The organism is Streptomyces sp. ISL-96 (assembly GCF_018614035.1).
In the GTDB taxonomy this organism is placed as follows: Bacteria; Actinomycetota; Actinomycetes; order Streptomycetales; family Streptomycetaceae; genus Streptomyces.
The window spans coordinates 237,036-260,599 of record NZ_JAGGPA010000020.1 but is presented as its reverse complement, the minus strand read 5'-3'; the positions used below and the strand labels follow the sequence as shown (position 1 = coordinate 260,599).

Here is a 23,564-nt window from a genome sequence, read left to right as displayed (position 1 = left end):
GCGCCGCGGCCCTGGGCGATGGTCTCCCAGGGCCACAACGGTCGCCTGCGACCGCTCCGGGATGCCGGGTCAGCCGCTGATCTGCTTCTGTGCGTCCCCGGCGCTGATGGAGATCTTGCGGGGCTTGGCCTGCTCGGCGACCGGGATCGTCAGGCGCAGCACGCCGGCGTCGTACGAGGCGTCGATGTGCTCGGTGTCCAGAGTCTCGCCGAGGAACAGCTGACGGCTGAAGGAACCGGTCGGCCGCTCGGCGGCGACGACTTCGGAGTTCTCGGGAGCGCTGGGCCCGCGTTCGGCCTTGACCGTGAGCACGTTGCGTTCGACGTCGAGGTCGATGCTTTCGGGATCGACGCCGGGAAGGTCGAGTTCGACCGTGAAGGTGTCGCCTTCACGGAAGGCGTCCATGGGCATGGCCGCGGGGTGCGCTGCCGTACCGAGGAACTGCTGCGTCAGCCGGTCCAGCTCCCGGAATGGGTCAGTTCGCATCAGCATCGTCCTCACTCCCTCCCTGATGACGCGGGTGCGTATGACCTCAATTCCTTATATAACGCCGAGCGGGAAAGTCGACAAGACCCCGCGCAATGGCGGGGACGACGCGGCCTTCGCGTAGCCGCGCGCCCTCGTCGATTCGAGCCGAGCCGCGTGGCGTCGCACATTTCTGCAGGTGAGTGCCCGATCATGTTCGCAGACCTGCATCACTTCCCGAAGCGGGCGAAAGGCACTGCGGGGAGTGGGACCGGCAACCGGCAACCGGCAATCGACCACGAGGGCTATGGCGGTGGGCGCGCCCGTGAGGAAGTTCAGCGAGAGTCCGGAAGACCCGTTTGCTGTGCGCCGGGCGGCTTCGGTGGTGCTGGACAACCGAGGCGGGGTGGTCGGCTGGAGCGAGCGGGCCGAGCAGCTGCTCGGTTACTCGGCCGGGGAGGTGATCGGCCGCCCCGCACTCGAGTTCCTGGTCGACCCCGGCGACCGGCCTGTCGTCAGCGACGTCGCGGCGGAGTGCACGAGGGCACGGGGCTGGTTCGGGGTGGTGCCCCTGAGGCATCGCGGCGGGCACCGGGTGGAACTGGGGATCAGGGCGCGCGTGGTCACGAGGGCCGGTTCCGTGCGGGAATGGTTCCTGGTCGGCGCGCCGGCGGAGGAGGTCACCCGGTGGGAGCTGGACCGTGCGGTCCTGGACGGAATGTTCCGCAGGTCCCCGATCGGTCTTGTCGTCCTCAGCCCGGACCTGAGGGTGGTGCGGGTCAACCAGGCGATCGCACGGGTCAGTGGGCTCCCGACCGGGCGGCACGTGGGCCTTCGCAGCGCCGAGTTGCTGGTCAGCGAGGACGCCCAGGTGGCGGAGAACCGGTTGCGCCGGGTCCTGGAGACAGGGCGGCCCGCGATCTTCACCGAACAGTCCTCCCGACTGCGGCGGGATCCCCGGCGCGAGCTGGTGGTGTCCGTCTCGTCGTTCCGGATGGAGGACTCCACCGGCCGGGTCATCGGGGTCACCGAGCTGATCGAGGACGTCACCGACCGCCACCGGGCCCGGCGCCGGCTTGCCCTGCTCAACGAAGCCAGTGCCCGCATCGGGACGACGCTCGACGTGGGGCAGACTGCCCGCGAGCTGGCCGATGTGGCCGTTCCCGACTTCGCCGATCATGTGTCGGTGGACCTGCTGGAGCCGGTGCCCCGCGGCGAGGACCCGCCGCAGGAGACGGCGGGGCCGGTTTCCCGGATGGCCGTACGAAGCGTGTCGGATCCAGAAGCGCAGCTGATGCATCCGGTCGGCGAATTGATTCACCTCCGCCCGGAAGCACCGCAAGCCAGGTGCCTGGCCGAGCGGCGACCGGTGCTGGAACCGGCTGCCGGTATCTCCGCCGCGTGGTACTCGATGGAACTTCCACGCGCCGAAGGCGCTGACGGCCTGGACGTCCACTCGCTCATCGTGGTACCGCTCGCGGCACGCGGCCAGGTGCTGGGTGTGGTGAGTCTGTGGCGGTCGCGGCGCCCGGAACCGTTCGAGGAAGATGACCTCATGCTGGCCCAGGAGTTCGCCTCCCGCGCTGCCGTCACCATCGACAACGCCCGTCGCTACACCCAGCAGCAACAGGCCGCGCTCACGCTGCAACGCAGCCTGCTTCCGCGCGACGTACCCGAACACCCCGCCATCGAGGTGGCCTACCGCTACCTTCCGGCCAGTGCCGCCTCAGGCCTCGGAGGGGACTGGTTCGACGTCATCCCGCTCTCCGGGACCCGTGTCGCCCTCGTCGTGGGCGACGTCGTCGGCCACGGGATCCACGCTGCTGCCACGATGGGCCGGCTGCGCACTGCCGTGCACACTCTGGCGAGCCTCGACCTCGAACCGGATGAAGTCCTCTCCCGCCTGGACGACCTGGTCAACCTCCTGGCCGCAGAGCAGGAAGCCGTCAGCGGGAACCTGCCGCAGACCGCGCAGGTCGTCGGCGCGACCTGCCTGTACGCGGTGTACGACCCGATCTCCCGACGCTGCGCCGTGGCGTGTGCCGGCCATCTTCCGCCGGCGGTGGCGACCCCGGAAGGACGGGTCACCCTGCTCGACATGCCTGTCGGCCCGCCGCTCGGTCTAGGCGGACTGCCGTTCGAGATATACGAGTTGGAACTCGCCGAGGGCAGCCTGCTCGCTCTCTACACCAACGGGCTCATCGAGACGCGGCACGGTGACATCGACGTACCGCTGGCTCGTCTGCGCGCAACGCTGAGCCGCCCCGCGCAACCATTGGAGCAGACGTGCCAGGCGGTGTTGGATTCAGTGCTGACCGGCCACCCCCGAGATGACGTTGCGCTGCTGATCGCCCGTACCCGTGTACTGCCACCCGAGAAGGTCGCGTCCTGGGAGCTGCCCGCGGAACCCACTGCGGCTGCCCGGGCGAGGGCGCTGACCAGGGCCAAGCTGACTGAGTGGGGGCTGGGACAACTGACGTTCACCACCGAGCTGGTCGCCAGTGAGCTGGTCACCAACGCCTACCGGTACGCCGGCGGGCCAGTGGTGTTGCGGCTCATCCATGACGGGAACCTGATTTGCGAGGTCTCCGACACGAGCAGCACTTCGCCCCACCTGCGCCGGGCTCGCAGCACCGACGAGGGTGGGCGCGGCCTGTTCTTGGTGGCCCAGTTCACCGAGCGATGGGGCACCCGCTATACGCGCGACGGTAAGACGGTATGGACGGAGCAGACAGTGGGCTGAGCGCGGCGGGTCGCGCTGGGTCCGCGTCGTGGCAACCGTGACAACGACGACCAGGGGCGCAGCGCCTTCCGGCACCGCATCCGGGGGGGCACGTCCGGGGTATTGGGGAATGTGGTCTTGCCGTGCCTTCCGGGACTGCACAATTTGGCTTGTGATCGATGATGACCCGTACCTGTGGCTGGAAGACGTTGAGGGTGAGGCCGCGCTCGAGTGGGTGGCCGAGCGGAACGCCGAGACGGAGGCCGTGCTGGCTGCCGGCGCCGGGTTCGCGTCCCTGAAGGCGCGCCTGCGGGAGGTGTTGGACGCTTCGGACCGTATCCCTTACATCACCCGTCGCGGAGCGTTCCTTTACAACTTCTGGCGGGACGCCGGGCACGTCCGCGGTGTGTGGCGGCGTACGACGCTGGAGCAGTACCGCAAAGATGCTCCCGAGTGGGAGGTCCTCCTCGACGTCGACGCGCTCGCCGCCGCGGAGGGCGAGAAGTGGGTGTGGGCCGGTGCGGGGGTGCGCCATCCCGACTACGACCGGGCGCTTGTGCGGCTCTCCCGCGACGGTGGTGATGCCGTTGTGGTCCGCGAGTTCGACCTCGCCACCCGCGCCTTTGTCGACGGCGGGTTCCGGGTGGGGGAGGCGAAGACGCGGATCGGGTGGATCGACGCCGACCACGTCTTCATCGGCACGGACTTCGGGCCGGGCTCGCTGACCGACGCCGGCTATCCGCGTACGGTACGCAGGTGGCGGCGCGGCACGCCGCTGGAGGATGCCGCCCCGGTTTTCGAGGCCGGGGCGGGAGACGTGTCGGCCTGGGCCTGGCACGACTCCACACCGGGTTTCGAGCGGGACTTCGTCGGCCGCTCGCTCGACTTCTTCCGCAGCGAGATGTACTTCCTGACCGCCGACGCCACGCTCGTGAAGATCGACGTTCCCGCCGACGCCAGTGCCTATGCCCATCGCCGGCATCTGATCGTCACTTTGAAGTCCGACTGGCTCGGGCACCGGGCGGGCTCCCTGCTGGCGTTCGGCTTCGACGCCTTCCTGGCGGGCGACCGCACCGCCGAAGTGCTGTTCACGCCGGATGAGCGGACGGCTCTGGCCGGGCACTCATGGACCCGCCACCATCTGATCCTGGAGACGATGCGCGACGTCAGCACCCGCATCGAGGTCCTCGCTCCTGCCCCTGGCGGTGGCTGGGCGGGCAAGCCCCTCGCGGACGTCCCGGCGCTGTCCGCGGTCACCGTGGTGGACACGGACCCGGACATCTCCGACGAGTATTTCCTCGATGTGTCGGGGTTCTTGCAGCCCTCCACCCTCTACTGCGGGCAGATCGGCGCCGATGCGGAGATCCTCAAGCAGGCTCCGGCCCGCTTCGACACGTCCGGTCTGGCGGTGGAGCAGTTCTTCGCGACCTCCAGGGACGGCACGCGGGTGCCGTACTTCGTGATCGGCCCCGACCGTACCCCCACCGGCCCCGCCCCTGCCCTGCTGTACGGCTACGGCGGCTTCGAGGTCTCCCTCACCCCCTTCTACGGCGCGGTGACGGGCCGGGCGTGGCTGGAGCGCGGCGGCACCTACGTGATCGCGAACATCCGAGGTGGCGGCGAGTACGGACCGGACTGGCACCAGGCCGCCCTCGGGGCGGACCGGCCGCGAGCCTTCGAGGACTTCGCGGCCGTCGCCACGGACCTCATCGCGCGGGGCATCACCACCCCGGCCATGCTGGGCGCCGCGGGGGGCAGCAACGGGGGCCTGCTCATGGGCGCGATGCTCACCCACTATCCGGAGCTGTTCGGCGCCATCGTCGCCCAGGTACCGCTGCTGGACATGTTCCGCTTCCATAAGCTCCTCGCCGGCGCGTCGTGGATCGCCGAATACGGCAACCCGGACAACGAAGCCGATCACCCTCACCTCCGTGCGCTCTCCCCCTACCATCGGCTCACCGCAGACCAGGTCTGTCCGCCGGTCCTGCTGATGACCTCCACCCGTGACGACCGCGTCCACCCCGGCCATGCCCGCAAAATGGCCGCACGGCTGCGCGAACTCGGCCACCCGGTTCTGTTCCACGAGACCATCGGCGGCGGCCACGCAGGCGCCAGCGACAACGAACAGTCCGCCTACAACAAGGCCTTGATGCATACCTTCTTGTGGCAACACCTCACACAAACGGTTCGGCCGGCCTCCAGCTGACGGAGCGGTGCCTCACCCAGCGCTCGTACGGCGGGACATGGAAACGCTCCGTAAATAGGCAGTTGCAACTTGCCTTGCCAAGGCGTCAGAACGCCCCTACAGTCCCAGCCAAATAGAAATGGGAGCGCTCCCAACACGCTCCGCTTTGAACCCGCCACCGACTGAAGGGCAGCACCAATGAGGCAGTTACGAAGAGAAAGACGGCGTCTGCGAACGCTGGTTGCCGCGGTTGTCACCGCAGGACTCATATCGGTGGGCGGTCTCGCGGGCGGAACGACGGCCCAGGCCGCCCCAGTGGCTGAAGAGGCCGCGAGCGGCGCCGCCGCGGCCGGTGGCGACTGGCTTCACACCAAGGGCAACAAGATCGTCGACGCGAACGGTGACGAGGTCTGGCTCACCGGCGCCAACTGGTTCGGCTTCAACGCCTCCGAGCGGGTCTTCCACGGACTGTGGTCCGGCAACATCACCGGCATCACCAAATCCATGGCCGACCGCGGCATCAACATGGTCCGCGTGCCGATCTCGACGCAGCTCCTCCTGGAATGGAAGAACGGCCAGGCGACCGTCCCGTCCGGCGTCAACAACCATGCCAATCCCGAGATAGCCGGCAAGACCTCATTGGAGGTCTTCGACTTCTGGCTGAGCCTGTGCGAGCAGTACGGCATCAAGGTGATGCTCGACGTGCACAGCGCGGAGGCCGACAACTCCGGTCACAACTACCCGGTGTGGTGGAAGGGCGCCATCACGTCCGAGCAGTTCTACGCCGCGTGGGAATGGGTGACGGCCCGCTACAAGGCCGACGACACCCTCGTCGCCATGGACATCAAGAACGAGCCGCACGGCAAGGCGAACGAAGCCACCCGCGCCAAGTGGGACGGCTCGACCGACCAGGACAACTTCAAGTACGCCTGTGAGACCGCGGGCAAGCGGATCCTGGCCATCAACCCGAACGTACTCGTGCTGTGCGAAGGCATCGAGGTGTACCCCAAGGCCGGTGTGAGCTGGACGTCCACCACCCCGGCCGACTACCACTCCACTTGGTGGGGCGGCAACCTGCGCGGCGTACGCGACCACCCGGTCGACCTCGGCGCCAACAGCGACTAGCTCGTGTACTCCCCGCACGACTACGGCCCGCTCGTGTACGCCCAGCCCTGGTTCACCGGCACCTGGGACCGCACCACCCTCGAACGCGATGTCTGGGATCCCAACTGGCTCTACCTGCACAAAGAGAACAAGTCGCCGCTCCTCATCGGCGAATGGGGCGGCTTCCTCGACGGCGGACCGAACGAGAAGTGGATGAAGGCGCTGCGCGATCTCATCGTGGAGAACCGCATCCACCAGACCTTCTGGTGCATCAACCCCAACTCCGGTGACACCGGCGGCCTGCTGCTCGGTGACTGGAAGTCGTGGGACGAGCAGAAGTACGCCCTGCTGAAGCCCGCCCTGTGGCAGCACGGCGGCAAGTTCGTCAGCCTCGACCACGAGGTCCCGCTCGGCGGCACCGGAAGCACCACGGGCATCAGCCTGACCGACGTGTACGGAGGCGGGGAGCCCGACCCGACCGACACCACCGCACCCACCGTGCCGGCCGGACTCACTTCCACCGCCACGACGGCGAACAGCGTGTCGCTGTCGTGGTCGGCTTCGACGGACAACGTGCGCGTGACCGGTTACGACGTCTACCGGGGCACGGCGAAGGTGAACGCCACCCCCGTCACCGGTACGTCGTTCACCGACACGGGCCTCGCCCCCTCTACCGCGTACAGCTACACCGTGCGGGCACGGGACGCGGCGGGCAACGTGTCGGCGCCCTCGGCGGCGTTGAGCGTGACGACCCGGGCCGGGGACGGTGGTGGCGGCGATCCGTCGGGCGCGGTGAAGGTCCGGTACAAGAACAATGACGGCTCCGCCACGGACAACGCCATCCGCCCGGGTCTCCAGGTCACCAACACCGGATCCACCTCCCTCGACCTGAGAACGGTGTCGGTCCGCTACTACTTCACCCGTGACGGCGGGGCACCCTCCGTCAGCGCGTGGTGCGACTACGCGGCCGTCGGGTGCGCGCAGGTGAAGCTGAAGGTCGTTCCGCTGACCACGCCGGTCACGGGCGCGGACGCCTACCTGGAAGTGACGTTCGCCGGCGGCTCCCTCGGGGCGGGCAAAGACACCGGTGACATCCAGCTCCGTATGAGCAAGGCGGACTGGTCGAACTTCAACGAGGCGAACGACTACAGCCGTTCGACGGCTACCGCGTATGCCGATGCCCCCGCCGTACCCGCGTACACCGGCACCACCCTGGCCTGGGGCGCACCGCCCGCCTGACCGGACACGCCGCCCCCTCCCATCGACGTACGGAAGGACCATTCCGTTGCGCGTGCCTACCTGGCTGAACCCCCGAAGAACCCGGCGCCGTACCACAGCTTCAGCGGTCGCGGCCACGGTCGCCGCCGGTCTCCTCGTCCCCCTGTCGCTGCCGACCCCGGCCGCCGCCGCGCCCGCCTTCAACTACGGCGAGGCGCTCCAGAAGTCCCTCTCGTTCTACGAGGCGCAGCAGTCCGGCAAGCTCCCCGACACCAACCGCGTCGACTGGCGCGGCGACTCCGGCCTGAACGACGGCAAGGACGTCGGCCTGGACCTCACCGGCGGGTGGTACGACGCCGGTGACCACGTCAAGTTCGGTCTGCCGATGGCGTTCTCCGCGACCATGCTGGCCTGGGGCGGAGTGGAGGAGAAGGCCGCGTACACCTCCTCCGGGCAGTTGCCGCACCTGAAGAACAATCTCCGTTTCGTCAACGACTACTTCCTCAAGGCACACCCCTCCCCGAATGTCCTGTACGGGCAGGTGGGCAACGGCGCCGACGACCACAAGTGGTGGGGCCCGGCCGAGGTGATGCCGATGGCACGGCCCGCCTACAAGATCGACGCGTCCTGTCCCGGCTCCGACCTCGCCGGCCAGACCGCTGCCGCCATGGCGTCCTCGTCGATGGTGTTCGCCGACAGTGACCCGGCGTACGCCGCAAAGCTCGTGACGCACGCCAAGCAGCTGTACGCCTTCGCCGACACCTACCGCGGCAAGTACAGCGACTGCATCACCGACGCGAAGTCCTACTACAACTCCTGGAGCGGCTACCACGACGAGCTGGTGTGGGGCGGCATCTGGCTCCACAAGGCCACCGGCGACGCGGCCTACCTGGCCAAGGCCGAGTCGTACTACGACAACCTCTCCACCGAGCCGCAGAGCACCACCCGCTCCTACCGCTGGACGCTGTCCTGGGACGACAGCTCCTACGGGGCGTACGTCATGCTGGCGCAGCTCACCGGCAAGCAGAAGTATGTCGACGACGCCAACCGCTGGCTCGACTGGTGGACGGTCGGTGTGGGCGGCCACCGGGTGCGGTACTCGCCGGGAGGACAGGCCGTCCTCGACAGCTGGGGCTCACTGCGGTACGCCGCCAACACCGCCTTCGCGGCGCTCCAGTATTCCGACTGGCTGACCGGCGACAGCGAGCGCAAGACCCGCTACCACGACTTCGCGGTACGGCAGATCAACTACGCGCTCGGCGACAACCCGCGCAAGGCCAGCTACGTCGTCGGCTTCGGCACCAACCCGCCGACCAAGCCGCACCACCGGACCGCCCACGGCTCGTGGACGGACCAGATCAACAGCCCGGTCGAGAGCAGGCACACGTTGTACGGCGCGTTGGTCGGGGGGCCGAGCGCGCCGGACGACACGTACACCGACGACCGGTCGAACTACGTGAACAACGAGGTCGCGACCGACTACAACGCGGCCTTCACCGGGGCGCTGGCCCGGTTGTACGGGGAGTACGGCGGCAGCACGCTCGCCGACTTCCCGAGGCCGGAGCAGCCGGACGGACCCGAGATCTCCGTACAGGCGTCGGTGAACGCCACCGGGCCGGGCTTCACGGAGATCAAGGCGTACCTGGTCAACAAGTCGGCCTGGCCCGCGAGGGCGCTGACCGACGCCTCGCTGCGCTACTACTTCACGCTGGAGCCGGGCGTCACCCCGGACCAGATCAGCTACACCACCAACTACAACCAGTGCGGCAAGGTCAGCGGGCCCACGCAGTACAAGAACGACGTCTACTACGTGACGGTGGACTGCTCGGACGCGACGATCGCCCCGGCGGGGCAGTCGGCGTACCGCAAGGAGGTGCAGTTCCGGATCAGTTCGGCGGGCGCCTGGAACCCGGCGAACGACTGGTCGTACCCCTCGTCGGCGACGACACCCGGCACCACCCCGGTGGACGCGCCGAACATCGTGCTGATGGAGGGCACGGCGAAGCAGTGGGGTGCCACGCCTGACGGCACGGCCCCGACTCCCACGCCGACCCCGACCCCGACCCCGACACCCACGCCGACCCCTACGCCCACGCCCACCCCACCGCCCACGGGTTCGTGCGCGGTCACCTACAAGGTCACCGCGTCGTGGGGCGGTGGATTCACCACCGATCTCGCGGTGAAGAGCACCGGCGCCACCGCGATCGACGGCTGGAAGCTCGGCTTCGCCTTCAAGGGCGCCGAGAAGGTCACCAGCCACTGGAACGCGACCATCTCCCAGAGCGGCGCCGATGTGACCGCCATCAACGTCGCCCACAACGCCGCCATTCCGGCGGGCGCCGCCGTGTCCTTCGGGTTCCAGGGCTCCGGTGTGCCTGCCGGCGCGCCCACGGGCTTCACACTGAACGGGAAGGACTGCGCCTGACCGAGGACGCCCCGCCGCTGCCCCACCACGGGGGGCAGCGGCGGGGCCACGACCTCAGAGAGGTGAGACGTCGAGGCCGGGCAGATCGGCCGGTGCCGGACAGATCCTGCGGCCGTAGTGGTCGAAGACGTACAGATGCGCGAGGTCGACCAGGAGCGGAACCTGCGTGCCGGTCCGCAGCCGCATGTCCGGGCCGGTACGGACGACCAGGTCGCTCGCCCCGAGCGTGGGGCGCTGCGAGTTGTACGCGTTGCCCCGGGGCGGCGCCGCGGGATCCGGCTCGTCGAGGACCACGACCGGTCCCGCGACCCGCTGTGCCGCCCGCTCCCTCAGCCGGGACAGCATGCCCGGCGCCGGAGTGCCCCGGCGGCGGCGACGTACGGCAGGTTGCGGCCGAGGCGACTCCAGATCCGGTACGACGGCGGGCTGCGAGCCGGTGTTGAGGTGTACGAGTGCCTCGTGCCCCTGGTACTCCATGTGCTCGACCAGACCACTGATCGCGACCTCACCGGGGCGGGCCTCACCGGGCGTGGCGATCCGTACGGCCTCCGAGCGCAGCCCGACGACGAGCTGTCTGCCCTGCTGGATGCGGAGCAACTGGTGGTCGGGGCTGAGGGGCTCGGGAAGGCGCAGCCGCTGCGCGCCGAGAGCGATCCACATCGCGCCCTCCAGCGGCGCGTGCACGACGGCCTGGAGCAGGTTGATGCGCGGGGTGCCGATGAACGCGGCGACGAAGATGTTCTCCGGCAGCCCGTAGGCGTCCCGGGGGCGGCTGAGCTGCTGGAGCACGCCGCCGCGCATGACCGCGACCCGGTCGCCGAGTGACATGGCCTCGGACTGATCGTGGGTGACGTACACGGTGGTTACGCCCAGTTCGCGGGTGAGGTGCGCGATCTCGGAGCGCAGATGGCTGCGCAGTTTGGCGTCGAGATTGGACAGCGGCTCGTCCATCAGGAAGACGGAGGGCCGCCGGGAGATGGCCCGTCCCATGGCGACGCGCTGCCGCTCACCGCCGGAGAGCTGCGCGGGGTAGCGGTCGAGGATGTCCTCGATGCCGAGCATCCGGGCGGTGGCCTCGACGCGTGGGCCGGAGTCCTCTCCGGGGGCCTCGAAACGCAGGGGGAAGCCGATGTTGCCGCGGCTGGTCATGTTCGGATAGAGGGCGAAGTTCTGGAAGACCATGGCCATGCCGCGCTGCCCCGGCGCCAGGTGGTTGGCGTACTCGCCGTCGAGGAACAGATCGCCCGCGGTGATGTCCTCAAGTCCGGCGATCATGCGAAGGACAGTTGATTTACCGCATCCGGAAGGGCCGAGCAGCACGAGGAACTCGCCAGGGGCGATGTCGAGGGAGACGCGGTCGACGGCGCGAACGGCCCGGTCGTACGTCTTGGAAACGCTGTGCAGGGAGATTGAGCCAGACATGGGGTTCCGCCCAGGGCAAATCAGCGCGACGGCTGCGGCCAGAAGTGACAACTGGGCACGCAACGTAGCTGGTTACTGGGGAGTCGGGAATGGTCTGGACCGAAAGATTCACGTCCGACGTCTTGACGCGGCATCTGCGACCTCGCACATTGGGAGCGCTCCCAAAGCTACTTCCACCGCACACGTAACTGCCCATGTCTCAGGCCCCGCGCACCTCCCTACTCCCCGCTGGAGGACCCGGCGTGTCGCATCATCCGCCTCCCCTTTCCCGTACGACTCGGCGTCGCAGACGCTCGGCGCCGGGTGTCGCCGCCCTCGCCGCCCTGGCTGCTGTCGCCGGCCTGCTGGCCGGCGCCGTGGTCGCCTCACCCGCCGCAGCTTTACCCGCAGGCGCAGCCGCAGCCGCCGCCGAACCGGCCGACGAAGCGCCCGAACTCATCACCAACGGCGACTTCTCCGAAGGCACCGCCCCCTGGTGGTGGACCGACAACAGCCCCGCCGCGGTCGTGGATGGGCGCCTGTGCGCCGATGTCCCGGCAGGCACAGCCAACCCCTGGGACGCCATCATCGGGCAGAACGCGCTCGCTCTCGCCTCCGGCGAGGGATACACGCTCAGCTACACGGCGACCTCGACGGTGCCCCTCACCATCCGTACCAACGTGCAGCTCGGGGCCGCCCCCTGGACCACGGAGCTCTCCGCGGCGCAGCAGGTCGGCGAGAGCGCCGAACGCGTCAGCCACACCTTCACGGCGGCGGCCGACCACGACGCCGCCCAGCTCGTCTTCCAGCTCGGCGGCAGCGAGAAGGCGTTCACCTTCTGCGTCGACGACGTATCGCTGCGCGGCGGCACCGCCCCGCCCCCGTACGAACCGGACACCGGCTCTCCCGTCCGCGTCAACCAGGTCGGCTACCTCACCCACGGTCCGAAGAGCGGCACGTACGTCACTGAGGCAACCGAGCCGCTTCCCTGGACCCTCAACGCCGCCGACGGCACCCGGCGCGCCAGTGGCACGACCACCCCGGCGGGCGTCGACACCACCTCGCGGCAGAACGTCCACACCTTCGACTTCGGCACAGTCACCACCGCCGGACAGGGCTACACCGTCACGGTCGCGGGGGACAGGAGTGAGCCATTCGCCATCGGCGACGACCTCTACGGGTCGCTGCGCACCGACGCGCTCGCGTACTTCTACCACAACCGCAGCGGCATCGAGATCGACGCGGATCTCGTCGGGGAGGAGTACGCCCGCCCGGCCGGCCACGTCAACGTGAGCCCCAACCAGGGTGACAACGACGTGCCGTGCCAGCCCGGCGTGTGCGATTACCGCCTCGACGCGGCCGGCGGCTGGTACGACGCCGGTGATCACGGCAAGTACGTCGTCAACGGCGGTATATCCGTGGCCCAGTTGATGTCCGCCTTCGAACGGACCCTGACCGAGGAGAACGCCGACGCCGCACCCCTCGCCGACGGCGGACTTCCGCTGCCGGAGCACGGCAACGCCACCCCCGACATCCTCGACGAGGCCCGCTGGGAGCTGGACTTCCTCATGCGCATGCAGGTCCCGGCGGGCGAGCCGCTGGCCGGTATGGCGCACCACAAGCTCCACGACAAGGCATGGACCGGGCTGCCGACCCGGCCCGACCGTGACCCCCAGCCCCGCGAACTGCATCCGCCGTCCACCGCGGCCACCCTCAACCTGGCGGCCACCGCCGCCCAGTGCGCCCGCCTCTTCGCGCCGTACGACGCCGCCTTCGCCTCTCGCTGCGACAAGGCCGCCCGTACCGCCTGGAACGCGGCGAAGGCCCACCCGGACATCCTGGCCGACCCCAACGACGGCACGGGCGGCGGCGCGTACTCCGACACCGATGTACGGGACGAGTTCTACTGGGCGGCGGCGGAACTGTTCATCACCACCGGGCAGGACGCCTACCGTCAGGCACTTCTCGGCTCACCGCTGCACGGCGACACCGACGCCGTCTTCCCGCGCGGCGGCATGTCGTGGCAATCGACGGCGGGCCTGGGCGCCCTGGACCTGGCGACCGTGCCCAACCGGCTCTCCGCCGACCAGCTCAAGGCGGTGCGCGGCACGGTGACGCGAGCGGCGGACGGTTACGCGGCCGACTCCGGCAAGGCCGCGTACGGCATTCCGTACGCCCCCTCCGACGGCCACTACGTGTGGGGCTCGAACGGCCAGGTCGCCAACAACATGGTGGTCCTGGGCACAGCGCACGACCTGACCGGCAAGGCCGCCTACCGGGACGCCGTGCTGCGCGGGATGGACTACCTCCTGGGCCGCAACCCGCTCAACACGTCGTACGTCACCGGCTACGGCGAGCGGGACGCGCGCAACCAGCACCACCGGTTCTGGGCCCACCAGCTCGATCCGTCCCTGCCCAACCCCGCGCCCGGCTCCCTCGCCGGCGGACCGAACGACGGCATCCAGGACCCGCTGGCGCAGAGCAAGCTGAAGGGGTGCGCCCCGGCGATGTGCTACATCGACCACATCGAATCGTGGGCGACGAACGAGGTCACCATCAACTGGAACGCACCACTGGCCTGGATCGCCGGTTACGCCGACGACCTGGGCGGCGGCGAGGACCGGGCGGCGACCTGCGAGGTCGCGTACACGTCACAGCGGTGGGACGGCGGCTTCACCACCCAGGTCGTGCTGAAGAACACCGGCACCCGGGCGGCCAGCCCCTGGCAGCTCACCTGGTCGTTCGCCGACACGCAGCGGGTGACCGACACCTGGGGAGCCACCATTTCGCAGACCGGCCCTCAGGTCGTGGCCACGGCGCTGAGCTGGAACGCGAGCCTGCCTCCCGGCGGAACCGCGCGCTTCGGCTTCAACGGAAGGTCGACGACCGGCCAGGTGAACGATCCCCGGGTCTTCAGGCTGAACGGCCGGCCCTGCGGCGTGACGCCGATCCGCTGAGCGCATCTCGTGAAGGGCGTCTGACCTGGAAATATGTCCAGGTCAGACGCCCTTCACGCGCGTTGTCGCCGACGGTTGCCGCTCTTGAGCCCGTGGCGTTGCCGGCTCACGCACCCAGATGCGTGAGGATAGGAATTCCGCTGGCCGGCAGGCTTGGCGTTGCCCGCCGCAGAGCCGGTAAGGCTTTTCCAGCGGTGGGCTCCATCGCGCGTTACGAGGCACTGGTCGCGGTACTCGACACTTGCAAACCAGCGAACGTCAAGAGTAAGCAGCAAGCAGAAGGAAACACCGAGACAGGAAGAAGGACGGACGTGTCCGGCAGCGAAAGCGAGAACCCGGTAATCCCCTCTCCGACCCCTACGCCGACTCGGCCCAGGACGAACAGGGACTGGTGGCCGAATCAGCTGGACCTTCAGGTTCTCCACCAGCACTCGCCCCACGCCAACCCGATGGGCGAGGACTTCAACTACGCGGAAGAGTTCGCGACCCTCGACCTCGACGCACTGAAGCGGGACGTCTTCGAGGTGATGACGACGTCGCAGGACTGGTGGCCCGCCGACTACGGCCACTACGGGCCGCTCTTCATCCGGATGAGCTGGCACGCCGCGGGAACGTACCGCATCGCCGACGGCCGGGGCGGTGGCGGCAGCGGCGCTCAGCGCTTCGCCCCCCTCAACAGCTGGCCGGACAACGCGAGCCTCGACAAGGCGCGCCGGTTGCTCTGGCCGGTCAAGCAGAAGTACGGGCGGAAAATCTCCTGGGCCGATCTCCTGGTCTTCGCCGGGAACTGTGCCATGGAATCGATGGGCTTCAAGACGTTCGGGTTCGGCTTCGGGCGAGAGGACATCTGGGAGCCCGAGGAAATCTTCTGGGGGCCCGAGGACATCTGGCTCGGAGATGAGCGCTACAGCGGCGAAAGGGAACTCGCCGGTCCCTTCGGTGCCGTCCAGATGGGACTGATCTACGTAAATCCGGAGGGGCCCAACGGCAACCCGGACCCGCTGGCTTCCGCCAGGGACATCCGCGAGACGTTCCGGCGTATGGCGATGAACGACGAGGAGACGGTCGCGCTCATCGTCGGCGGCCACACGTTCGGCAAGTGTCATGGCGCGGTCGACCCCTCGTACATCGGCCCGGAGCCCGAGGCCGCCTCCATCGAGCAGCAGGGCCTCGGCTGGCGGAACACCTACGGCACCGGCAAGGGCGCCGACGCGCTCACCAGTGGGCTTGAGGGCGCATGGACCTCCGAGCCGACGAAGTGGGACAACGGGTACCTGGACAACCTGTTCAGGTACGACTGGGAGCTGACGACGAGCCCCGCCGGTGCGAAGCAGTGGACTCCCACGGATCCCTCGGCCAAGGACACTGTGCCTGACGCTCATGATCCGTCGAAGAGGCACGCTCCCATGATGCTGACGACGGACCTCGCGCTGAGGCTGGATCCGGTCTACGGGCCGATCGCGAAGAGCTTCCACGAGAACCCGGCCAAGCTCGCGGATGCGTTCGCCAAGGCGTGGTACAAGCTGTTGCACCGCGACATGGGACCCCTGTCGCGTTACCTCGGGCCGTGGATTCCCGAGCCGCAGCTCTGGCAGGACCCCGTCCCCGCGGTCGATCACGAGCTGGTCTCGGACGAGGACGTCGCGGCTCTCAAGGGCAGGATCCTCGCCTCGGGACTGTCCATCCCCCAGCTGGTCACCACCGCCTGGGCGTCGGCGGCGAGCTTCCGCGGCACCGACAAGCGCGGCGGGGCCAACGGGGCACGCATTCGACTCGCGCCGCAGAAGGACTGGGAGGTCAATGACCTGCCCGAGGTGGCCGAGGCGGTGCGGACCCTCGACCAGATCCGGCAGGACTTCAACCGTTCACAGGCCGGCGGAACGAAGGTTTCGCTCGCTGACCTGATCGTTCTGGGCGGGTGCGCTGCCGTCGAACAAGCCGCGAAGAACGCCGGGCACGAGATCACGGTCCCGTTCGCACCGGGGCGCACGGACGCCTCGCAGGAGCAGACCGACGTGGAGTTGTTCGCCGTGCTCGAACCCAAGGCGGACGGGTTCCGCAACTACCTCCGGGCGGGAGAGAAACTGTCGCCGGAGACCCTCCTGCTGGACCGCGCCAACCTGTTGACGCTGACCGCTCCCGAGATGACGGTTCTGATCGGCGGCATGCGGGCCCTGAACACCGGCTTCAAGGGATCCCCGCACGGCATCTTCACGCACCGGCCCGAGACATTGACCAACGACTTCTTCGTCAACCTGCTCGACATGGGCACGGAGTGGAAGGCGTCGGCCTCGGCCGAGAACGTATTCGAAGGTCGGGATCGCGCCACGGGCAAGGTCAAGTGGACCGCCACCGCCGTCGACCTCATCTTCGGTTCCCACTCCCAGCTCCGAGCCGTCTCGGAGGTCTACGCGTCCCAGGACGCGGGAGAGAAGTTCGTGCGTGACTTCGTGGCAGCATGGGACAAGGTGATGAACCTCGATCGGTTCGACCTCGCCTGAGCCCGATGTCCGGGTCGGCCGCTCATCGGCCGACCCGGACCCCTTCGGGATCCGGTCGGGGCGGCGTCGGCGTGAACGCCTTGGCCGCGGCGGTAAAAGCCGTCGTCCAGTCGGACGTGACGATGCTTGCGATGTATCCGTCCGGGCGGATGAGGATGAGCGTGTCGCCGGTGATTCCGTAGACGCTGTTCAGTTGACCGGTGGTGTCGGCGAGGACGCCGTCGTCGATGGGGCGTCCGGTGCGGACGGCGTAGCGGCGCAGTTCGGTGCCGTCGGTGGGCCAGGTCAGCTTGTGCAGCGCCTCGGTGGCGTCCGGGCCGAAGGCCAGGAGTGTGAAGTGCGGTCCCCGGAAGACGTCGAACAGGCGTCGGGCATCGCGCGCGGAGCACGGCGCGTCCGGTGCGCGGTCGCCCACGTGCAGTGTCTTGGTGGCCGGAGAGTGGCCGGGGGCGAGTGGGCCGCCGCGGTAGGAGAGATCGAGTTGGCGTTCTTCGTCTCCGCGCTTGAGGCCGGAGACACGGTGCCGGCTGAGGTTGGCGTACAGCTCGCTGGACTTACCCAGAACGCGTGCGGCGATCGGCTGCCGCTCGGCCTCGTAGGTGTCGAGGAGGCTGTCGGGTGCGCCGGCGATGACTTGGGCGAGTTTCCAGCCGAGGTTGTAGGCGTCCTGTACGCCGGTGTTGAGTCCTTGGGCGCCGGCCGGGGTGTGCACGTGGGCGGCGTCACCGGCCAGGAAAACCCGGCCTGCGCGGTAGTGCTCGACGAGCCGGACGTTGGGCCGGAACACCGAGCTCCAGGTCATGTCACGCAGCCGCAGACCGGTCAGCTTCTGGAACCGGGCGGCCAGCGCGGCTTCGTCGAGATCCGGTGTGTCGTCCGGCTTCAGCCGGATCATCACCTGGAACTGGTCGGAGTGCGGCAGCGGGCACGCTCCCGTGGAGGCGCGGGGCCAGATGTGCCACCGGTCGCGGGAGAGTCCGTCGATCGTGCCGTCGATGACGAGCGTACGGTCGGAGGCGTCGGTCTCGCCCGCGAAGCCGAGACCGGTGGCCTTGCGGACGGCGCTGGCGCCGCCGTCGGCGCCGACGAGGTACGTGCTGCGTACCTTCTCGCCGGATGCGAGTGTGGCCGTGACGCCGGTGGCGTCCTGTTCGAAGTCCTCCAGTGCGGTGCCGTATTCGATGGGCAGTCCAAGCCGGTTGAGCAGGCGGTGCAGGATGGCGTCGGTGCGGTGCTGGGGCAGGAGCAGGATGTTCGGGTACGGCACGTCCGGGGTCGGCCGGTTGCGCTGCTGCATTTTCCATGGCGCGGTGAGCGGTCCGAGGTGGATGCCCGCGAGTGGGTAGGGGCCGCCTTCCGCGTGTGCCTCGTGCAGTACGCCGAGGTCTTCGAAGACCTCCTGTGTGCGTGGCTGCACGCCTTTGGCGCGGGAGCCCTTGGAGGCGTGCGGTGCCTTGTCGATCAGGCGGACGCGCAGGCCGCGCCGCAGCAGGTCGGCCGCCAGGGTGGAGCCTGTCGGGCCGGCTCCGGCGATGAGTACGTCGACGTCGTGGTGATCGTTCATGGAGATGGGCCTCTGCCTCAATTGATCTTTTCGAAGAAGGTGGCGAGCAGCCGTGCGGTGCCGTGCGGATCCTCGAACGGGACCATGTGTCCGCAGTGGTCGAACACGTGCGAGTCGTCCGGCTGGAAGAGGTCCCGGACGGCGTCGAGCTGGTCTATGGGGGTGACCTGGTCGTGTTTGCCCCACAACAGCAGCTTCGGTACGGGCAGTCGGCCGGCCCGTCGGTAGAGGTCGTGCTGTGCGCTGAGCGGGAAATCCCTGACCGTGGACAGCGTGGCGTAGATCGAGCCGTGGAAGCGGTAGGGCTCGTCGACCAGGCGGTGGAGCCGCGCGATGTCATCGCTCGACCGCACCTCGTTTCCCACATGGCTGCTGAGGAAACGGTGGCCGAAGAGCCTGCCCAGGCGCCGGGCCAGCGGATCGACGGCCAGCAGGCGGGTGAGGGGATGGGGCTGCCCGGCCAGGCCCGCCGGACCGATCAGGGTCAGCGACAACGGCGTGGGAACGCCGGGCTGGGTGGCGTAGGCCTGGGCGATGAGGCCGCCCATGGACGTCCCGACCACGTGGACGCGCTCCTCGGGGGCGACGGTGTCGAGGAGTTCGCTCAGCTGACGGAGGAACAGGGCCTGGTCGTAGCGGGCTTCGACGCGGTCGGACCATCCGCGGCCGTACGTGCTGTACGCCAGCGTGCGCAGGCCGCGGGTGTGCAGGTTGGCGGCGACCGCGTCCCAGTAGCCGAGCGGAGTCGTCAGCCCGGGCGCCAGCAGCACGAGCGGACCCGTGTCCGGCCCGGCCAGCTGGTAGTGGGTCACCCCGTCGGACAGCGGGACGAAGGACCCTTGGGCGGCCGCCCGGGCGTTCTCGTCCAGGATTCGGTCTTCGCCCTTGGCGACGTAGGCGCGGCTCATGACGGGTCTCCGAGGAATTCGAGAAGGGCGTCGGGCCACTTCGGCGGGTGCTTCCTCCGGTATCAGGTGACCGACACCGGGGAGTACGACGTCCCGGCTGTCAGGAATGTCCCTGGCGAAGTGCTGGCCGTCGATGCGGTCGCCGCGCAGGATCAGCGAGCGCACGCGCAGCCGCCGGAGTTCAGGCGTCCGGTCGGCCTGGTCGGTCCTGGCGAGGTCGATGAAGGCGGCACGGTTCCCCGCCCCGCTCATCATGGAGTGCATGCGGTCGACCATGGCTTCCGGCACGGTGAAACCGGGCCCCACCATGCCGCGTACGCTCCGGGCGACCATGCCTCGCGAGCCCGCACGGCGCAGCAGCGGGCGGGTGAGCGGGTTGCGGGCGAGGCGCATCGCGACGGGCAGCGACTTGCCGGCGTACCCGGTCGCGTTCATGAGCACCAGGCGGTGTACCCGCTCGGGGTGGGTGAGTGCGAAGTTCCACGCGATGTTCCCGCCGAGAGAGTGGCCGGCGACCGTGCAGGTGTCCACGGACTGCCGGTCGAGGAAGCGGTCGACGAAGGCGACGTACGACTCGATGCGGTAGTCCCGGTCCGGGCGGGGCCCGGTCAGTCCGAAGCCCGGCAGGTCCAGCCGAATCACCTCGTAGGCCGGGCGTAGCCGGGCCGCGATCTGCTCGAAGGCGTCCAGGGAGGAGCCGGAGCCGTGCAGCAGCACCGCCGGCCCTCGGCCCTCCCGCACGAAGCGCACGCGCATTCCGTCGACCGACGTGAATGACGATCCCTCCGTGAGGCTGTTCTTCATCTCGCCCCCAGGTATTGGTTACGATGTAGCCGTATCGTTTTCGGATACAGAGTAGCCATATATTTTTGAAAGGGGCAGCCAAGTGCGGACGAGGGTCGGGCAGGGCGGTGGCGGCGCCACGTGCGGAGAAGTGGAATTGGCCTGGCGGGGCACGTGTCAGTCGACTGGCGCGGCACGGGCCGAAAGCGTGACGCCTGCGCCTATGAGGGACGGGGGTCGCTACGCACTAGTGAGCTGCCGGAGTCAGGGCCCGCTGGAATCGCCAGGCGCCTGAGCGTCTTTGCGCCTGGCCTGTTCCAAACCGTCGACGAGCAGGTCCAGTCCGAACCGGAACTCCTCGTGCAGCGGCACGGAGGTCAGCTCGTCGGCTGCGGCCGTCGTGGCCGGATAGGTGGCGGGGTCCAGAGAGTGGTAGTAGTCCCGCAGCTGTGCCTGGTCTTCGGGGCGTGGTGTTCCGGGGCCGTGCTGCTGGATGGCGAAGCCGACCACGTAGTGGCCGATGGCGGTGAAGGCGCGGGCGGCCAGACCGACCGAAAAACCGTGGCGCAGGAGCAGCCTGATGAGCCGTTCCCTGGCGCGGAGGCCGTTGGGGCCCACGGGAACCTTGGCCGCCAGCAAGGGCAACGCATGGGGGTGTCGGCGAAGGGTGTCGTAGAGGGTCTCCGCGGCGGCGGTCACGGCTTCCCGCCAGGTCAGACCGTCCAACTTTTCGGGCGCGACGCCGACCTCGCCCAGGATTCTGTCGGCGACGAGGGCGAGGAGTTCGTCCTTGCCGTTGAAGTGGCGATAGAGCGTTGCCGTGCCGGAGTCCAGTGCGTTGGCGAGCATACGCAGGGTCAGGGCCTGGATCCCGACTTCGTCGATGAGCTTCAGCGCGGTCTCGACGATCCGGCCGACGTCCATCGGAGGGCGTCCGCGCCGGTACGCAGGGGCCGGTTTCCGGCTCGCCCACCAGGCAGGACTGCCCGGCACCGGCGGAATCTCCGAAGCCATGAAGCGGTCCTCCTTTCAGCGGCCGGCCGATCTCCGCATGCATGCGTCGAGACAAAGTACCTTTCGGCCCCACAGTATCCGTTAACAACCCCGACGCGGCCCCCCAGAGGCCGGGCCGTTGCCTGCCGGCCGAATCTTCGACCAGGCGATGAAGACCTCGAACCTACCGTCGGTGATGGCAGCGTGAGCGACGTTCGCGCGCCCTGCTCGTGCGGGCGCCCCCTCGGTATCCAGCAGTCCGATGGCGGCCTGGACGATCTGCCCCCGGCTCAGCGCTCAGCGCGGCCCAGAGACGTCGATGGTCTCGGCATCGGAAACGTCCAGGTGATCGCCCGTCTCAGCGACGCGGTCTTCCTCGACAAGAATGTCCAGGCGCTCCGCGTCTGGCCGCCCGGGCGCCATGGTGATCACCCGCGCCCCACGTAGCAGTGTGCGGCTCATGCGACCGTCTTCCCGCATCTCGAAGCTCCTTGCCAGTGGCGTCGTTGCCGCCGCCGCGGCTCGTGTCGGGTGGCGGCAGCCTCACGGTTGAGGGCCGCGTCATAACGGTTACAGTGTTGTCATTATTGGGGGAGTGCGTCAAGAAAAGGAGGCGAACGGACCCTCGCGGCGCGCCAAACCACCACCCGTGATCGCCCTCGGACAGCGCGGTCACCCGGATGCGTTGGTGTCCGCGGCTTCCCGGAATCGTGCGGCGAGTTCGCTCCGGGAGTGGATGCCGGGCTTCGCGTAGACGTGGGTCAGGTGGTGGTTACGCCCGCCCGGTCGTACGGCAAGGGACCCTTTCGTAGTCTCCGCGTGCTCCGACGACCTGGGCGCGCGCCAGGCAGCTCCCGGAGGCCCGCCGGACTCGGGAAGGCCCGTGACCGCTCCGGCGCAGGTCAATCCTCGATATGCAGAAGCTTTTCGGCGCCGGTCTCGTGCAGGGTTCTCCGCACGCGTCTCCGCGCGCCCCGGACGATCACCACGGGCGGCGGTGAGCCCTCGACCAACGGCCTCATCAGCGCGTACGCACAAGTAGCATCCAGGTACTCGACCTCGCTGAGATCCAGCACCCACTCGCAAACGCCGCGCAAGGACTTATGGGAAAGGCATTCCTCGATCTCCAGGGCGGCATTCCCGGTCACCTCACCGCTGAGCGCGAGCTCGGCACGGCCTGCGTCCACAGACTTCAGACGTACGTGAGCTGAAGAACCGAGATCCGTCCCGTACGGGGCAGCGGACATAAGGAACCCCCTCGACCGGAGGTGACGCCGGAATTGGCGCTCATCCCCATTCTGCAAGGTAGGCGCCGCTCAAGGCGAAACTTGGCCGACCACGCTCGCGGCCCCCTCGTCTGCGCCACGACGACCGCGACACGTGTGAGGAACCGGGGTCCTTGCCGCGCCGTCGTACAGGGCATGGAAAGCAACACCTCACAGACCCCGTTGGCCCCAGCCACCCATCCCGCCACCCCTGACGAGTGGTATGCCCTGGTGGCCGACTGGGACTCTCTCCGGCACGGGTCCTACCTCGGCGACAAGGACGAGGCGGTCTTCCGGTGCGTCCGTCACCTTCGCGCGGAGGTGACAGGCCCCCACTCGCTCTTGTGGACGCTCGGGCTGGTCGTCCTGTCCCCGTACGTCGGCTGGGGCAGCCCGGGGCCTGGTGTTGAGGCACCGGTGGTGGCAGTGCTCTCAGCGGTGGCACGCGCGCACGAAGGACACGTATGCGGGCACGGAGGGCATCCCTTCGAGCCGTTTGAAGACGACATGGACCTGTATCTCGACCGGCTTCCCGGCGCGCTGGAGGTTCTGAGCAATCCCGACACGGTGAGGTTCGGAAACCTTGACCTTGACCTTGATGACGAGGACGACGACCGTCGGAACGACGAGAGCGCTCTGATCTGCCCGGAACTGCTGGAGCGGTGGCGCTGTCCACGCAACATCGCCGGATTCGCCCGAGTGGCCCTCGATTACATCGGCGGCTGAGGTGCGGAGTGCGGTGAGCGGGCGATGGGGCTCAGTGCGGCTGCCAGCATTCTGACGTGCTCGACGAGCTCCGGGGGTTCGTGCACCTGGAAATCGAGTCCTTTGGTTGTCACGTAGATGGCCAACTCGTCCAGCGAGTCGGACCCGGCCCGCAGCGTGCAGCTGTGCTCGTCGATAGGCTCCAGCGCTCCGGTGGTGGGGGCGATCCGCTCCGCCGCGGTCTCGGCGCTGACGTACAGGGTGAACCGGGCCGGGTAGCGGTACGCCGACGTGGAGACCGCTCGCGAGGTTTAGCCGCTGATATCGGGGTCCGGCGGGGTGCGCGGGTCTGGGACGCCGACCGCCAG

15 protein-coding genes and 1 pseudogene are annotated in these 23,564 nt (G+C 68.7%); 8 read left to right on the top strand and 8 right to left on the bottom strand.

Going from position 1 to position 23,564, the window contains the following annotated elements:
- Positions 1 to 69: 69 nt before the first annotated feature.
- Entirely contained in the window at positions 70 to 492 is a 423-nt protein-coding gene (locus J7E96_RS14320) for an Hsp20/alpha crystallin family protein (RefSeq protein ID WP_215131146.1), read from the bottom strand.
- Between the two features lie 280 nt (positions 493 to 772).
- Between J7E96_RS14320 and J7E96_RS14315 the strand changes: the two genes are divergently transcribed.
- The 5 genes and pseudogenes from J7E96_RS14315 (at position 773) to J7E96_RS14300 (ending at position 10,119) form a co-directional block, all read left to right on the top strand.
- Positions 773 to 3,208, top strand: coding sequence for a SpoIIE family protein phosphatase (locus tag J7E96_RS14315; protein WP_215131144.1), 2,436 nt, complete (start codon positions 773 to 775; stop codon positions 3,206 to 3,208).
- Between the two features lie 109 nt (positions 3,209 to 3,317).
- A complete protein-coding gene (locus J7E96_RS14310) occupies positions 3,318 to 5,393 on the top strand; it encodes a prolyl oligopeptidase family protein (protein WP_215131142.1) in 2,076 nt (691 codons plus the stop codon).
- A gap of 177 nt (positions 5,394 to 5,570) precedes the next feature.
- Positions 5,571 to 6,749: pseudogene (locus J7E96_RS37360) on the top strand (glycoside hydrolase family 5 protein); the annotation flags it as partial.
- A gap of 177 nt (positions 6,750 to 6,926) precedes the next feature.
- A complete protein-coding gene (locus J7E96_RS38445; protein ID WP_308295964.1) occupies positions 6,927 to 7,715 on the top strand; it encodes a cellulose binding domain-containing protein in 789 nt (262 codons plus the stop codon).
- A 52-nt stretch (positions 7,716 to 7,767) separates the two neighbouring features.
- Positions 7,768 to 10,119 (top strand): glycoside hydrolase family 9 protein, encoded by a 2,352-nt coding sequence (locus J7E96_RS14300; RefSeq protein WP_308295953.1) that lies wholly within the window; start codon positions 7,768 to 7,770, stop codon positions 10,117 to 10,119.
- Between the two features lie 54 nt (positions 10,120 to 10,173).
- Here J7E96_RS14300 and J7E96_RS14295 read toward each other — a convergent pair whose 3' ends face one another.
- Entirely contained in the window at positions 10,174 to 11,541 is a 1,368-nt protein-coding gene (locus tag J7E96_RS14295) for an ABC transporter ATP-binding protein (protein WP_215131138.1), read from the bottom strand.
- 242 nt (positions 11,542 to 11,783) lie between these two features.
- Here J7E96_RS14295 and J7E96_RS14290 point away from each other — a divergent pair, with 242 nt between their 5' ends.
- Positions 11,784 to 14,477, top strand: a complete 2,694-nt coding sequence (locus J7E96_RS14290) for a glycoside hydrolase family 9 protein (protein WP_374196668.1) — start codon at positions 11,784 to 11,786, stop codon at positions 14,475 to 14,477.
- A 311-nt stretch (positions 14,478 to 14,788) separates the two neighbouring features.
- Positions 14,789 to 16,978: a catalase/peroxidase HPI gene (katG, locus tag J7E96_RS14285; protein WP_215131134.1), complete on the top strand. Its 2,190-nt coding sequence runs from the start codon at positions 14,789 to 14,791 to the stop codon at positions 16,976 to 16,978.
- 22 nt (positions 16,979 to 17,000) lie between these two features.
- Here the strand turns inward: katG and J7E96_RS14280 are convergent, their stop codons facing one another.
- The 5 genes from J7E96_RS14280 to J7E96_RS14255 form a co-directional block, all read right to left on the bottom strand.
- Positions 17,001 to 18,542: an FAD-dependent monooxygenase gene (locus J7E96_RS14280; protein ID WP_215131132.1), complete on the bottom strand. Its 1,542-nt coding sequence runs from the start codon at positions 18,540 to 18,542 to the stop codon at positions 17,001 to 17,003.
- A 17-nt stretch (positions 18,543 to 18,559) separates the two neighbouring features.
- On the bottom strand, positions 18,560 to 20,254 hold the full coding sequence (locus J7E96_RS38440; RefSeq protein WP_308295952.1) for an alpha/beta hydrolase: 1,695 nt from the start codon (positions 20,252 to 20,254) through the stop codon (positions 18,560 to 18,562).
- Between the two features lie 243 nt (positions 20,255 to 20,497).
- Complete coding sequence (locus J7E96_RS14265; protein WP_215131130.1) at positions 20,498 to 21,247, bottom strand: TetR/AcrR family transcriptional regulator; 750 nt, start codon at positions 21,245 to 21,247, stop codon at positions 20,498 to 20,500.
- A gap of 276 nt (positions 21,248 to 21,523) precedes the next feature.
- Complete coding sequence (locus J7E96_RS14260) at positions 21,524 to 21,688, bottom strand: hypothetical protein (RefSeq protein WP_215131128.1); 165 nt, start codon at positions 21,686 to 21,688, stop codon at positions 21,524 to 21,526.
- Between the two features lie 440 nt (positions 21,689 to 22,128).
- Positions 22,129 to 22,413, bottom strand: a complete 285-nt coding sequence (locus tag J7E96_RS14255; protein ID WP_308295951.1) for an STAS domain-containing protein — start codon at positions 22,411 to 22,413, stop codon at positions 22,129 to 22,131.
- A 234-nt stretch (positions 22,414 to 22,647) separates the two neighbouring features.
- Between J7E96_RS14255 and J7E96_RS14250 the strand changes: the two genes are divergently transcribed.
- Positions 22,648 to 23,217, top strand: coding sequence for a hypothetical protein (locus J7E96_RS14250; RefSeq protein ID WP_215131124.1), 570 nt, complete (start codon positions 22,648 to 22,650; stop codon positions 23,215 to 23,217).
- Here J7E96_RS14250 and J7E96_RS38790 read toward each other — a convergent pair.
- A complete protein-coding gene (locus tag J7E96_RS38790; RefSeq protein WP_374196676.1) occupies positions 23,202 to 23,423 on the bottom strand; it encodes a WYL domain-containing protein in 222 nt (73 codons plus the stop codon). The two genes, J7E96_RS14250 and J7E96_RS38790, sit on opposite strands and share 16 nt — an antisense overlap.
- Between the last annotated feature and the right edge of the window lie 141 nt (positions 23,424 to 23,564).

Coding starts and splice junctions, on each gene's coding strand:
- J7E96_RS14320 (WP_215131146.1), bottom strand. CDS start 492: ATGCTGATGCGAACTGACCCATTCCGGGAGCTGGACCGGCTGACGCAG.
- J7E96_RS14315 (WP_215131144.1), top strand. CDS start 773: ATGGCGGTGGGCGCGCCCGTGAGGAAGTTCAGCGAGAGTCCGGAAGAC.
- J7E96_RS14310 (WP_215131142.1), top strand. CDS start 3,318: ATGTGGTCTTGCCGTGCCTTCCGGGACTGCACAATTTGGCTTGTGATC.
- J7E96_RS14295 (WP_215131138.1), bottom strand. CDS start 11,541: ATGTCTGGCTCAATCTCCCTGCACAGCGTTTCCAAGACGTACGACCGG.
- J7E96_RS14280 (WP_215131132.1), bottom strand. CDS start 18,542: ATGAACGATCACCACGACGTCGACGTACTCATCGCCGGAGCCGGCCCG.
- J7E96_RS38440 (WP_308295952.1), bottom strand. CDS start 20,254: ATGAAGAACAGCCTCACGGAGGGATCGTCATTCACGTCGGTCGACGGA.
- J7E96_RS14265 (WP_215131130.1), bottom strand. CDS start 21,247: ATGGCTTCGGAGATTCCGCCGGTGCCGGGCAGTCCTGCCTGGTGGGCG.
- J7E96_RS14260 (WP_215131128.1), bottom strand. CDS start 21,688: ATGAGCCGCACACTGCTACGTGGGGCGCGGGTGATCACCATGGCGCCC.
- J7E96_RS14250 (WP_215131124.1), top strand. CDS start 22,648: ATGGAAAGCAACACCTCACAGACCCCGTTGGCCCCAGCCACCCATCCC.